At 61.0% G+C, this 13,938-nt stretch carries 11 protein-coding genes; all 11 read right to left on the bottom strand.

Annotated features, from left to right (window positions below; translation table 11 throughout):
- A partial coding sequence (locus tag ACG2LG_RS22605; protein ID WP_396262943.1) for a serine/threonine-protein kinase occupies window positions 1-2,044 on the bottom strand: 2,044 nt, incomplete at its 3' end.
- A gap of 52 nt (window positions 2,045-2,096) precedes the next feature.
- Window positions 2,097-2,579: a hypothetical protein gene (locus ACG2LG_RS22600; RefSeq protein WP_396262941.1), complete on the bottom strand. Its 483-nt coding sequence runs from the start codon at window positions 2,577-2,579 to the stop codon at window positions 2,097-2,099.
- Between the two features lie 3 nt (window positions 2,580-2,582).
- The gene (locus ACG2LG_RS22595) at window positions 2,583-5,249 is read right to left on the bottom strand and encodes an FHA domain-containing protein (protein WP_396262945.1); all 2,667 of its coding nucleotides are present in this window, start codon (window positions 5,247-5,249) and stop codon (window positions 2,583-2,585) included.
- A gap of 484 nt (window positions 5,250-5,733) precedes the next feature.
- A complete protein-coding gene (locus ACG2LG_RS22590) occupies window positions 5,734-6,417 on the bottom strand; it encodes a hypothetical protein (RefSeq protein ID WP_396262940.1) in 684 nt (227 codons plus the stop codon).
- A 252-nt stretch (window positions 6,418-6,669) separates the two neighbouring features.
- Window positions 6,670-7,488, bottom strand: coding sequence for a hypothetical protein (locus tag ACG2LG_RS22585; protein WP_396262938.1), 819 nt, complete (start codon window positions 7,486-7,488; stop codon window positions 6,670-6,672).
- A gap of 139 nt (window positions 7,489-7,627) precedes the next feature.
- Window positions 7,628-8,638 (bottom strand): chorismate-binding protein, encoded by a 1,011-nt coding sequence (locus ACG2LG_RS22580; protein WP_396262936.1) that lies wholly within the window; start codon window positions 8,636-8,638, stop codon window positions 7,628-7,630.
- A complete protein-coding gene (locus ACG2LG_RS22575) occupies window positions 8,635-9,057 on the bottom strand; it encodes a hypothetical protein (RefSeq protein ID WP_396262934.1) in 423 nt (140 codons plus the stop codon). Before ACG2LG_RS22575 ends, ACG2LG_RS22580 begins: the two co-directional genes overlap by 4 nt.
- A gap of 54 nt (window positions 9,058-9,111) precedes the next feature.
- Window positions 9,112-9,483 carry a hypothetical protein gene (locus ACG2LG_RS22570; protein ID WP_396262932.1) on the bottom strand — a complete coding sequence of 124 codons (372 nt, stop codon included), beginning with the start codon at window positions 9,481-9,483 and terminating at the stop codon, window positions 9,112-9,114.
- Between the two features lie 83 nt (window positions 9,484-9,566).
- Window positions 9,567-9,941, bottom strand: a complete 375-nt coding sequence (rbfA, locus tag ACG2LG_RS22565) for a 30S ribosome-binding factor RbfA (protein WP_396262929.1) — start codon at window positions 9,939-9,941, stop codon at window positions 9,567-9,569.
- 93 nt (window positions 9,942-10,034) lie between these two features.
- Window positions 10,035-12,149: a translation initiation factor IF-2 gene (infB, locus tag ACG2LG_RS22560; RefSeq protein WP_396262927.1), complete on the bottom strand. Its 2,115-nt coding sequence runs from the start codon at window positions 12,147-12,149 to the stop codon at window positions 10,035-10,037.
- A 35-nt stretch (window positions 12,150-12,184) separates the two neighbouring features.
- Window positions 12,185-13,696, bottom strand: a complete 1,512-nt coding sequence (gene nusA, locus ACG2LG_RS22555) for a transcription termination factor NusA (protein ID WP_396262925.1) — start codon at window positions 13,694-13,696, stop codon at window positions 12,185-12,187.
- Window positions 13,697-13,938: the final 242 nt, after the last annotated feature.

The following is a 13,938-nucleotide window of genomic DNA, read 5'->3' as shown; positions in this document are numbered from 1 at the left end:
CCGCCCTGCGCTCCTCTTCCGCCCTGCGCTCCTCTTCCGCCCTGCGCTCCTCTTCCGCCCTGCGCTCCTCTTCCGCCCTGCGCTCCTCTTCCGCCTTGCGCTCCTCCTCTGCCTTACGCGCCTCTTCCGCCTTACGCGCCTCTTCCGCCTTACGCGCCTCTTCCGCCTTGCGCGCCTCTTCCGCCTTGCGCGCCTCTTCCGCCTTGCGCGCCTCCTCGGCCTCGAGAGCCTCCTGGGCTACACGTTCGGCCTCGCGGCGGGCGATGATCCGAGCTTCAGCCCGACTGATCACCGGGGAGGGTTCCGGCAGAGCGAGCGACTCGGCGGTGGTCAGGCGAGAAAGCCACTCCGAGGCTCCCTCAAACGCCTGCGGCTCCACCAGGGCCTCTGCCAGTAGGGCATTGCCTTGCTCACTGAGCGCAGGGGTTTTGACGTAAGCCACGGGCGTGAAGAACGCCGCATGCTTCACCTGGGCTCCCGAAACGAGGCGATAAACCAACGCCGCCAGTTGGGAAAGGTAGGGTGCCATCTGACCCGACGCCGTCAGCGTCTCATCAATGGCGGAATCATCGCCGCCATCCGCACCGAAAGATGGTCCGGTTCGAACCTCGAAGTCCGCCAGGTCATCCCAACCCACCGGAACCCCGCCTGCGGACGATCCATTCCGAGGCACCAAGAGGATGGTGCCCGGATCGAGGTTGAGGCCTCCGTCCCACCACTCCCGCGCGGTGTCCAGCGAACTACCAAGCTCGGACAACAGGGGGAGAACCGACTGCAACCGGCAACTCCCCAGTTCCCTCATGACGGTGAGCAAGGGGACGCCCTCACCCAGGCGAAACGGCACCACATCATTCCCGCCTTCGCGATACCATCCGAGAATCTCGAAGGCCCCCGCTGTCAAGGACTCGCGACCGGCCTTGCACAGACCCTCAGCTCCCGGGAGACCTTCCTCAATCCAAACCGCGAGCACCTTAGATCCCGTGGCCCCTTCCTCCGCCTCATAGAGCTTGGCACCCCTGCCGGAAGCCAGCTGGCGCACCACGTGAAAGAATTTCTCAAAGTCATCAGGCCCTTCCTCCACGACTTCTCCGGAAGGTGCCGCATCGACGATGACCTCCTCCACCGCTGGTTCCGACGAATCCTCCTCGTCGGGATGGGTCGAACCGCTGGATCGGAGCAGACCGAGGAGGGCGTCAGCGCTGCCAATCCGCTTCTCAAGATCCTTTTCCAGCAAAGCTCCCAACACTGCAACGGCGTCGGCCGGCAGATCCTTGGGGAGCCGGTCGAGATACGAAGCCGGACCCAGGCGTTCCGCGATGAGGGGCCCCTTCCGATACTCCCCAAAAGGGTTCCTGCCCTCAAGCAACCACCACAAGGTCACGCCAAGCGAAAAGAGGTCACTCCGTGGGTCAAGCGGAAGCTCCGCAACCTGCTCGGGACTGGCGGTTGAATAGTTGCCCTTGAAATGCTGATCGCGGCTGAGGGCTACAACCGTGGATTCGGTGCCCTCCTCCTCGAACGACTTGACGAGACCAAAATCGATCAACTTGACCTTTGAGTTCTCGTCTGCGGTGGCCAGCATGACATTGGCTGGCTTGAGATCGCGGTGCAGAACCCCGCCCGCGTGCGCAGCCCGGAGCGCTTCGGCGAGGCTGATGGCAATTTCACGCACCCGACTCCATGGCAGAGGCCCGACACGGTTCACCAGTTCTTCAAGGGTGCCGCCGTCGCAATACTCGATCGCAAGGTAAAAGATTCCTTCCTCCGCCTCACCAAAATCGAAGACCCTGGCCAGACCTGGATCATCAATCTTGGCAAGAATCTGGGCCTCTTGTTTGAATCGCTGGAGCTTCTCCTCGTGATCCTCGGAACTGCCCTCGGAATCGTGAATCACCTTGAGGGCCGTGACCCTCTTGAGGAAACGGTGCTCAGCCTTGTAAGTGGCACCGTTTGCCCCCCGCCCAAGAAGGTGGTGCTCTCCGGCTTCGTTCTTTGAGACCTCATACGGCCCGAAGACGAGACTTTCGATCGCATTCCTTCCCATATTTCGTCGCTCAGAACACCTCGGGGAAAGCTACCGCCCGGCCCGGAGGGGGTCAAGCCCGCGACCGGGGAGGACCCGCTTCCCCGTGGTCGGCGGAGCGCCGGCGCATCCGCACCGTTGTCGCCGCCCATATCAGCGCATCCAACAAACAAGTTGCCGTCCCCGCAATCATGCAACGCAACCCCACGCGGATCTCAATCAAGTCGAACGGACGGACTTCCTGATCCGAACTCATGCTCGCCGCCAAGGCGCTCGCTTCCGACACCAGTCCGACCAACGGCGAGACAAGAAGGCCGGCAGAGAGTGCCATGAACCATCGAACCGGAGCGCGGAACGGAAGCAGCAAGGAGCCCAAGCTCGCAAACAGGGTCCACCGGACCATCGGTCCCGTCCACTCCGAGACCGAATCCAGCCCAAACTCGTCAAAACCCCGAAGCTCGAAAAGCGGGGCGTTGAGAACCCCGAAAAACAGACAGATTGAAGCAAGCGGAAGCATCCGATCTGCTGCGATGCCAAGGAGTTTTCTTCGATTCATGATCTAGCGGGTTTTACGGACGACACCAAGCCACGCCAGGACGTAGGTCAGGAACACCCAGGCCCCAAGAATGCAGCCCGCAACGGCGGCCGGGAAAGTGAACAGATACGGAGTTCCCTTCTCATAGCGCACGTCACGCCGGGCCTCAACGGAGTCGCGCTTTCGGAGAATCTCGGAACCATACTGGTTCTTGCCTGCGGATTCCTGAATCTTTTTGTGCTCCCCAAGCCGTTCGGGCAAAACCGCAAGGTTCTGCCAGGAAATGTTGACGTAGGATTCCCGGTCGAAAGTTTCCGAGAACGTTTCCCCGTTGTCCGTCCACTCAATTCTCTCGGGCTCCGTGGACCCTGCCAGAAACACCGGATTCTTGGTGAGGTTTGTCACCAGGGGGGTGGCCCGGCCATAGAGATTCGAAACGTCGATGATGCGCTGGCAGGCAAAGCTGGGGAAGTAGATTGCAACCGGTCGCACCGCACTCGGCAACTTGGGGTAGGAAATCACATAGCCACCCAGCAGGATCTGCGGAATCAACAGCAGTGGGACCCACATCACCGCTTGGGTTGACGTTCGGACCCAAGACGAGACCGCCAAACCGAGTCCAACGCCTACCAGTGCCGCGCCGACGTAGGCGGCGATCTTCATTCCAAGCCCTGCGACAAGGAGACGCCAAACCTCGATCCCCTCAAACCATAGAGGCTTCCCATCCACATCGAGCACCTGCGTGCCTCTCGAATCAGTCATCGGGCGACGCTCGGAGTCGATGATGGTATCCTCCATCATCAGCCATTTTGCGGCGATGACGACGACTCCGGTGGGCATCTGGAATCGAGAGCTTGGCTTCTCGTTCCCGGTAGTTTCACCTGATTCATCACCCGAGAGGTCAGGACCGCCCAGCAGTTCGGAATCACCTTCTTCATCCACAACCGTGAAATCATCGAGAAGCGGATCGCCGGCTGCCTGTGCTCCATCCTCCACTGCCTCCCGCTCAAGCCGCGACTCGTAGAGATCCTCAAAAATCTCCTGATCAAAGTCGATCGGGTGAATCAGAGCCCCTCCCACAACCACGATTGCAAAAAGCAAGAGGCCCTGCAACGCGGAGACAATGCCTTGGAAGGAAAACTTGCTGGCCAGATAGACATTCCTCCCCAACCCGCAGACCTGCTCTCGTTTGAGGATCGGTTCTTCCGCAACAATCTGTTGGGCCCCATTGCTGCAACCGAACCAGAGGGTCGCGATCAAACCGAGGAACATCCGGAAGCCAAACTCATCCGATACGATCGCAATCAATGCCCCAATCAGCACAACCTGCCCGGCGAGAAAAACCAGGTTCAGCGGATCAGCGAACAAGATCTTGCGCTGCCGGGTCATCAGGGTACTGAACCTTCGCCAGGCCGGAACCCTGCGACGGCGGCCCGGCAAGCGATCCCGCTCCCCACCTACGGTTTCCTTACCGTCTTCAGGAGGGGGCAATCCATCGCTCGTCCGCCACTCGCCGAACCTCTCCTTCCACTCTTCAGCGGTTTTCCGCCCAGAGAGCACCTCCGTGTAGATTCGTTCCAGGGGAGCCTTCGGCCCAGCGGTGGCACTGATGGACACACTCTCCGCCCCCCCCGACTGGTTGGCCCCGAAGAAGAAAACACGCGCATCGTCCGCGTCCCCCTCGAAGATGATCCGCCCACCGTGAACGAATAGGAGGCGATTGAAGATGTAGGCTTTCTGAAGAACGTGGGTTGTACAAACAACGGTGAAGTTGTTCCGCTCAGCGAGCGATTGGAGCAACTCCATGAGAGCATGCTCGGTGGCGGGGTCGAGCCCGGACGACGGCTCATCAAGGAACAGGACTGAAGGTTTCGAGAGCAACTCGATGCCGATGCTCACCCGCTTCCGTTGCCCGCCCGATAAATGTGCAACCCGCTTTCCAGCATGATCATCCAGACCCAGCAGATGGATTGTTCTGTCAACAAGCTGGACGCGATCATCCTTGGCGAGCGGCAACCGGAGACGAGCGCTGAGAAGCAGTGCATCCCTCACCACCAGCTCACTGTGCACGATGTCATCCTGCGGGACGAATCCCACCGAGCCCGGAAGAATCCGGTTGAGCAAAACGATTGGAACCCCGCCGATTTCGACCGTCCCGCAATCTGCGGGCCGGATTCCGCAGAGCGCGTTGAGCAGGGTTGACTTGCCCTGCCCACTACCCCCGAGGATCCCGATGAAATGTCCTGTGCGGATCGCCAATGACGCATCCTTCAGAATGGGCAAGGGCTTTCCGGTCACCCGGTCCTTGACGGTTACTCCAAGTCCGGACGCCGTCACATCGCCCATCCGGGAATCGTCAACACGAACAATCCTCCCTTCGCGAAACTCAAAGATGTAATCGCTGATGCGGAACCGATCACTCAGGATCAATCGCTCCGAAACGAACGGGTTCCCATTCAGGAGGGTTTGGGTTGAGCTGGTATCGGTAATCCGCCAAGATCCATCAAGCCACTCGACTCTTGCATGGTTCCTCGAGATGTCCCGGTCTTCTGGATCGAGGCAGACTCGGACCACGTCCGATTCGGACTCACCCCCGGGGCTCCCCCCCCGTCCCAGAGTGTAAACCTTGTCGATTTCCAGAAACACCCCATCAACCTCCGAGCCGTCGACTTTGGGAGGGTCAAGCAACACCTCCAAGGAGAAGCTCGCTGCTCCAACTGCTGCAGAGTGACCGGGCTGGAGCACCTTGGCTTCCAGAGCAGGTGCCGACCTGCGTCGCCAAGAGAATGTTTGGATGGCCGGCCTCCAATCCAGCAAAAGGTCCGAATCCTGGGCTGTATCTGATGCGACAATCGCCGGTGCAGCACTCTCGATTCCGACCAAAGCCCAAGAGCCGGAAGGAACGATCAGGACACTCCGCCCAACCGCATTTCTTATCTGTAGGCGTGCCTGCATTAAATGTCTGGAACTTCAGTCGGGCCAGCTCACCTCCTTAGGAGCCACCAAAAATATGAAAAATGGATCTCTCCTGTAAAGACCAGCGGCAAACCGACCATCCCGAACCGCCAATTCAGTAGATCTACCTCCTCCCTTTGGAGTCTGCGCATGATCTTCATCTTGCGACATCGGGCAAGTTTGCAAGCCGTCTCATTCAGGGACACCGTGAAGAGCGGGCCTAGCGACTTCCTGGCCCCATAACGGCGCGAGAAGGATCGCGGGTGTCAATGATCCGCTCCCCTCTGGCCTTCGCTTCCCTGATGCGCTGATCGATCTTGGCATCAGTGGGTGACCGTTCGGGCTCATTGGATTCGACATTGGAAAGCTCGCCCGAACGCCCATCGGGACCTTCTTCCTGGCTGGAAGTGCGCGACTGTGATTCACCATCCCGGCGCACCACAGCAATATCCTCGTGGGGCAATGACGTTTCAGTGAAAATCCATTCACCCGCCGGATTCCCCTTCGCCTTCCAAAAGACATCCTTCAACTCTCCCATCGGGCCGCGCAAGGTGAACGTGCCCGAACAAACAAAGGGATAGTCCATGGAAGGTCCCTGGGGTTCGGCAAAGCTGCGCAGCGCAACTTGAAACGCTGGATTGCTGTCCTTCACCTTGGACTCCCACTCAAGCGCCGCTTCGACAAACTTGCTGCGAACCTCCTCTGGGGTAGGCATCGCCAAGGATTTGGCCCCTTCGATGGCCGCAGTGCTTTCTTCAAGTTGGGAACGAAGCTCCTCAGCCTGAGCCCTTGATTGCTCGAGTTCGACTTCGAGCCGCCCTAATCGGGTCATCGCCTCCGACAACTCCTTCTCGCGCTCTGCCGCGACGGAAGGATCTTCGCTGGAACACGAAGTCAGCCACATGAGAGAAACGAATCCTGCCAGAGTCAAATTTGCGTTCATGGTGATTGGTTGGCGTTGGGCTACTCTAAATTCAAGGAAGGATCCAAAGCTTACGTCTGCGTCCTTCTCCAAATCGACAAGCTAGCAGATGACCCCCTGACTGCAAGTGAGTCCTTTCGGATCAATCAAAAAGATTTCTGCTCCAGTGAACACCCATCGTGGTTCCATTTCCTTCCTGCAGCCAGCTGAACCACGAGACGACGCTCACCCCACTCACTTGGCTGTCTCCCGGCACTTGGATACAATCGTGCTGGTGACTTCGGCGATCCGCTTGACGTTTTTCTCACTGATCTTCCCGCCCATTGGAACATCAACGAGTTGCTCAAGCTCAGTGAGTGCTGTCGACAGAATTTTGACAATGTCAGCATCCTTGCGATTCGACACCTCTCCGAGTTGCTTGTTCAACTCGGCCACCAGCCTTGGCTCTCGGAGCAGTCCCGCCGTCGTCGGATTGTAATTTTGAGAAATAATCGTGGATGTGTATCGGGCACCTTGCATCCAACCAGCAGCGTAGAGAATTTTCCCAACCGGAACCGTCCCCTTCTCCGAGGACTTGTCGAAGTCTCGTTTGAGAACATTCTCAATGTCCTGCTGGAGAAACCCCAACTCAAGAAAGACCCGGGTCCATAAACCACGATCCGCATAGCTTCTCACAAGCTTCGCCCTCCTAAGGTCGCCATCGGTCACCCCCATGATCTTACCCAGCGCCTCGATATCGTCAGCGCACGCCCTGAGCATCTCCGCGTCCCGAGCCTTGATCGCCATCACCCCATCGCAAATCCGGAACCCAAGCATCGCCGGAATTCCGACCTCCTTATCGCTCAGGTCCTCAGGATTCACGTCTACCTGAAGCGTCGAGAGAATCCCCCTCCAGTCCACCGTGTTCTCACCCAAAGCGTCATCCAAGGCGATGAATTTATCGTAGGGATTCGGGCGAATCATGCTGCCATCAATTGTCTTGGCGTCATTGAACGACGTCTTGCCCTCACCCTGGGCAAAAGCCGAAAGGGTTGTGCCCGCAATCAGGACCAAGATCCGAAAGAGGCGACGTTTATGAGTATGCATACGGCTGTAAACATCTCCAGCAGCCGCAACCGATCAAGCAAATACTCGCATCCGCACGCTCAACGATCGCAGAAGGCGAATAGAAGGAGTCTTCCACAGAGTTCGCCTACACTCCAAAGCGCGCCTTCACCGACTCACGCTTGAGGCGCAGTTCCCGCCACTCGTTGACCAACCGGCTGGCTTCGATCACGCCGCAACCGGCGGGAAGCAACACGCGGTCCCCGTTCCACCAGACGCCCCGGATGGCGACCAGTCCGCGGAAGACCCCGTCGACGACCGCCCCGAAAGGCGCTCCGAACTCGCCCGGGGCACCGAGCCGGTCCCGCCACGAGATCAGCCGGTTCATGGTCTCGCGGGTCCTTGGAAGCGGACCGAGGGCCGGCGTCGGATGAAGGCGGCGGATGAGATCATCGACCGACTCCTCGCCGGAGAGCTCGACTTCCACCGGGGTATGAAAATGCACGATCGGCCCGAGATCCATGATCTCCCGCCGGCCGCGCTTGAGATCCCCGAGGTCTCCAAGCTTCGAGACCAGCGCCTGCGCCACGAACTCGTGCTCACGGATCTCCTTTTCGTCGACCTCGAGCACCTCGCGCTCGTCGGCCCGCGCGGTCCCGGCAAGCGCCATGGTCCTCAGGCGGCGACCCTCGACCACCAGGAGGTGCTCCGGTGACATCCCGGCGAATCCCGCGCTGCCGGCGGAAAACCCATACGCGACCAGGGGAGCCGGAGCCAAGCCCGCCCGGGTCAGCATCGCGGCTGGCTCTCCCGAGCGCACCCGCCCCCGTTCGACCACGACCGGCACCGTCTTCTCGAACATCCCGCGGCGAATCGAAGTCGTGATCTCTTCAAAGACCTCGGCAAAGTCGGAGGCCTCCGGCACCGTCCAATCGATCTCGGGAGGACCCTCTGCCGCCAGCGACCCGCCGAGGTCTCCGGGATCAACAAGCTGCCATCGATCCGGCACCCACCACGGCTCAGGGACACCCAGACCGAAATCGTTGCGATAGAAGGCCGCACCCCTTTGCGGAGGTTCCGCGCGGCACTCGAAAGGGCCGTGCCCCACCAGCACAAGACCGTCGGACCACCCGAGCAATGCTGTCGCCGGGGAACTCACGCCGGCCTCTCACCCTGAAAGCGGGCCAGTTGTTCGTTCTGAGCCTCGATCACCATCTCGAGTTCCGAGATCCGCTCCCGGCTGCGTCGTGCCTGAAAGCCGTGCAGCGCAAACCCGATCACAAAAAGCAGCAGGCCGAGGCCCAATGCGACGATCCCGCCGGCCAGAATGAACTGATAACCGCCGAAGGTGGGTGGAGGAGTCGCGCCTGAACTCGCGATGCTCGCCGAAATGTTTTGGACGGCCAGAAAGCTGCCAAGCACCGTGAACACCAATCCCAGGCACAATGAGGAAATCCCGACGAGCATCAGCCACCAGGCCGCACCGCGGCCAGCCTTTCCCAGCCCGATGACGCCGACCCAGAGGCCGACGAGGACAGGGATCCACAACACTATGCCGATCAGGCCTGAATGCATCATGCCCGGAGCAATAGCGGAGGGCCACGACCCGGTCAACCCGCCGCCCGGGCATCGTCAGGGCTGGCGACCCAACTGCTCGTTCTGCGCCTCGATCACCATCTCGAGTTCAGAGATCCGGTCACAGACCCTGCGGAAACCCAGCGCATGCATCGCAAAGCCGACCATGAACAAAAGGGATCCGAAGCTCGAAAAGAGCCCCGTTCCCAGGAAGAAATAGGCCAGCTGGGAAGGCGAGCTGAGACGTGGCATGATACCGAGCTGGATGATCGGCAAAGCAACCATGCCAAGCGTCGCAAGAATCACGCCCATCAGCATGCACCACCACGGACCTCCCCGCCGCCCCCTTCCAATCGCCACCACACCGATCCATTGGGCAACAACGACCGGAGCGAACAACAGGACGGAAAAGAAGCCAGGCATGTTCATTGCCCTCCGACCCTAGATATCCCGGAGCGGGAGCGCAATCACCACCTGATCAATCGCGCGTCGTGACCGCGTAACGCGACTTTTCAGATCCCGGGCTCCTCCTCTTCCGGAGCTTCGGGCGCCTTGGGAAGCTGATCCACTTCTTCGAGCAGGTTGACCATGTCCACGCCGCGCTCGGCCGAGGCATCGTGGCGGAAATCGAGCACCGGGGTGGATTTCAGCACCACGCGCTTCGCCACCTTGGTCTGGATGGCGCCGTGCTGCTGGTTGAGCTTTTCGAGAATCGTGACCGGGTTGCCGGCCATGATGCTGATCCAGACCCGTGCCTCCTTCAGGTCCTGGGTGGCCTCGACGCTGCTCACCGTCACCAGCGCCCCGTGCCATTCGTAGTCCCGCTGGATGACGGTGCCGATCTCACGCTTCAGCAGCTCGTTGACGCGGGTGATTCGGAGGGACATCGCGGAAGTTCCAAGTGTTAAGTTCCAAGTTCCAAGCTCGAGTCGAAGTCCCTGCCTTTCATTGGCACTTGGAACTTCGAACTTGGACCTTTGTCACAGCGTCTGCGGGACCTTCTCGAGCTCGTAGCACTCGATGATGTCGCCTTCCTCGTACTCGTTGAACTCGCCGAGGCGGATGCCGCACTCGATGCCCACCTTGACCTCCTCCACTTCGTCGGTGAAACGGCGGAGGGTCGACATCTTGCCATCGAAGATCGGCACGCCGTCGCGAATGACGCGTGCGTGCGCCTTACGGTGCACCTTGCCGTCCTTGACGAAACAACCGGCGGCCCGGCCCTTGAGCACCTTGAAGACCTGCTTGACGTCGGCGTGGCCGATGACCGTCTCGCGGGTTTCCGGCTCGAGCAATCCGAGCATGGCATCCCGAACCTGGTCGATGAGTTCGTAAACGACCGAGTAGAGCTTGATCTGCACGCCCTCGGACTTGGAAAGCCGTGCGGCCTTGGCCTCGACCTTGACGTTGAAGCCGATGACCACGGCATCCGACGAACTCGCCAGCTGAATGTCTCCTTCGGTGATCGGCCCGGCGGCGGCGGCGAGGAAATTCACATCCACCTTCTCGGACTCGATGTCCATCACGGCGTTGCGGATGGCCTCGACCGATCCCTGGACGTCCGCCTTGAGAATCACGCGAAGCCGGGCCTTCGAGGCACCGTCGGTGGCGTGGGCAAGAAGGTCCTCCATCCGGCTCTTCTGCGGCACCTTGAGTCGCTCGGCCCGCATTTCACCCTGACGCTCGCCGGCCAGCTTCTTGGCGGCGCGGTCGCTGTCCATCTCGACCAGCTCGTCGCCCACCCGGGGCAATTCCTCGAATCCGAGGACTTCGACCGGCGTGCCGGGACCGGCGGAATCGATGTTTTCGCCGCGGTCGTTGATCAGCGCCTTCACCTTGCCGGCGAACGGACCGCAAATGAACGGCTGGCCAACCGTCAGGGTCCCGCTCTCGACGATGACCGAAGCCACCGCGCCCCGGCCCTGTTGGAATTTCGCCTCGATGATGGCCGCGCGGGCGTGGCCGCGGGGATTGGCCTTCAGCTCGAGCACCTCGGCCTGAAGCGCCAGCAGTTCCAGCAGGTCGTCGACCCCGTCGCCCTTCAGCGCGGAAATCTCCAGACACTCGGTGTCGCCACCGAAGTCGGTCGTCTGCAGACCCTCCTCGGCGAGCTGGCTCTTGACGTGCATCGGATTGGCGGATTCCAGGTCGATCTTGTTGATTGCGACGATGATCGTCTTGCCCGCCTTCCTGGCGTGCTCGATCGCCTCAAGCGTCTGCGGCATGAGACCGTCGTTGGCCGCGACCACCAGCACGACGATGTCGGTGATGTCGGCGCCGCGGGCGCGCATGGATGAGAAAATCGCGTGGCCGGGCGTGTCGATGAAGGTCACGGGCTTGCCCTCGTGCTCCACCTTGTAGGCACCGACGTGCTGGGTGATGCCGCCCGCCTCGCCGGCGGTGATCCGCGAATCTCGGATGCGGTCGAGCAGGGTCGTCTTGCCGTGATCGACATGACCCATGATCGTGATGATCGGCGGGCGAAGCTGCAGCTCCTCTTCCGGTTCGTCGCTCGGAGCCTCGGGCTCGACCGCCTTGTCCTCTTCCTTGTGAACACCGCCGCCCTTTTCACGCTTCTCGCGTTCGAAGGTGAAGCCGTGCTGCTCGCACACCTGGGCGGCGATCTCGGGCTCGATCGCCTGATGCGGCGCCACGAAAACCTGAAGCTTGATCAGGTCCGCCAGGAGTTGGAAGGGCTTGAGCCCCATCAATTCGGCAAGCTCGCTGACAATGATCGGAGGCTTGATCGTGATGACTTTGCCGTCGCTGGTCCCCTCTCCACCTTCGGCGGCCACTTCGCCTTCCGGTGGCGCCGGCTTGGGTGTCGACGCCGCCGGCGTGGGAATCATGGAAGGGTCCTCGTCCTCGAGAACCTTCGAAATTGCGGGCAAAACCGCCTTTCCGGATTGATCCTTCTTCCGGACCTTGGGCTTCTCTTCTTCCGCAAGCGGATCGTAGGCCTCGCGCTTCGCGTCCTCGACCGTCTTAATCTGCGACGCCTCCTGGCGCTGCCGTTCACGGCGCGAGGGAGTCTTCTTCTCGCCAATCAGGTCGAGAGCTTTTTCCTTGGGCTTGCTGTCGCTATCGTCAGGCATCAGAGGTTCTGGGGAGAATGGCGGCCGTCTCAGGCTCAGGCCTTCTCGGTCTTGGTTGATTCGGCATCTTCGCCTTCTTCTGCGGAAGTTTCTTCAGCCGGCTCCTCCGCTTCAGCCGGGGCTTCTTCGACCGATGCTTCTTCGGCCGGAGCTTCCCCGGCGGCGGTTTCTTCGGGCGGTGCCTCGGCAGCCACCTCCGGCTCCGGTGCCGCGGCATCGGGTTCGGCCGGTTCTTCGGCGGGAGCTTCACCGCCCGCATCGGCTCCTCCGAGTTCCGGCGGCAGGGCGCGACCCACCACCTGGTGGGCCTGCACGAGAATTTCCCGGGCACGCTCATCCTCGACCCCGAGCACCTGCACGATGTAGTCGGTCGGCATGTCGACGATCATTTCAGGCGAGGTGCCCCCGGCGTGGAAAAGCTTGTCGGCCATCTCCTCGTCGATCCCGAGCTGGCCGGCCACCGTCTGGGCGGCGTCCGCCACCTTCGCCTGGAACTGCTCGAGCTTCGACTCGTCCTTGCGGACCTGCACGTCCCAGCCCATCAGGCGGGAGGAAAGACGGGCGTTCTGGCCACGGCGGCCGATGGCCTTGCTGAGATCCTCCTCGTCGACGGTCACGTTCACCACCCGGTTCTCCTCGTCGATGCTCACGCTGCGAAGCACCGCCGGCTTGAGCGCCTCGCGGACAAACTCGTCGGGATCGTCACTCCAGCGGATGATGTCGACCTTCTCGTTGTTGAGTTCCCGGACGATGTTCTTCACCCGGGCCCCCTTGAGCCCGACGCAGGCGCCGACCGGGTCGACCTTCGGGTCATTGCTCCACACCGCCACCTTGGTCCGGTAGCCGGCCTCGCGGGCGATGCCACGGATCTCCACGGTGTGGTCGGAAATCTCGTTCACCTCGGCCTCGAACAGTCGGCGCACGAAATTCGGGTGGCTGCGGGAAAGGATGATCTCCGGCCCCCGACCCTCGTTCTCGACCGCCACCACGTAGGCACGCAGGCGATCACCGATGTTGTATTCCTCGGTCTGCACCCGCTCGCGCGACGGCATCACGCCCTCGAACTTGCCGAGGTCGAGCATCACGTCGGAACGATCGAAGCGCCGCACCGTGCCCGAGACGACGTCGCCGGCACGGTCCTTGAACTCCTCGTAGATCATCTCCTTCTCCGCCTGGCGGAGGCGCTGCATCATCGTCTGCTTGGCCGTCTGCACCGCGATGCGGCCGAAGTTCTTCGGCGTGATGTCGAACTCGACCTTGTCGCCGAGATCCACCTCGGGATTGCGCTTACGGGCCAGCGAGAGCGGCACTTCGTTGAACTTGTCCACGTAGTCGTCGTCGGCGACGGTGGTCAATGTGGCGTGGATCCGGGTGTCGCCCTTGCGGGTGTTGATGTCGGCCCGGATGTCCTCGATCGCATCGGCACCGGCCACCATCTTGCGGTAGGCGGAAATGAAGGCGTACTCGAGCGCGGCAACGACCTTGTCCCGGTCGATGCCTTTCTCTTTTTCGTAATAATCGATGAGAGCGACGATGTCGTTGGTCATGGCTGGCGTGGCGCGCAGGTGATGTCCAGAGACGCAAAAGAGTGGGTACTCGACCCACTCCGTGCTTGCGTCGGAAGATTGATCGACGGGGGCATAAGCCGACACCCTCTTCCATGCAAGCCCAATCTCCGCATCAACGCTAAGGTTGCAGGGCGTTTGTGTCGCAGGAGTTGCGGGGCCTCTGTTGCAAGGGATGTTTCCTTTTTGCTAGACATTGCCCTCAAAACCGGCAGGTTATCCGG

The sequence above is a fragment of the Haloferula sp. A504 genome, from assembly GCF_044385805.1.
GTDB lineage: Bacteria > Verrucomicrobiota > Verrucomicrobiia > Verrucomicrobiales > Akkermansiaceae > Haloferula.
This window is presented reverse-complemented; position numbering and strand designations above follow the sequence as displayed.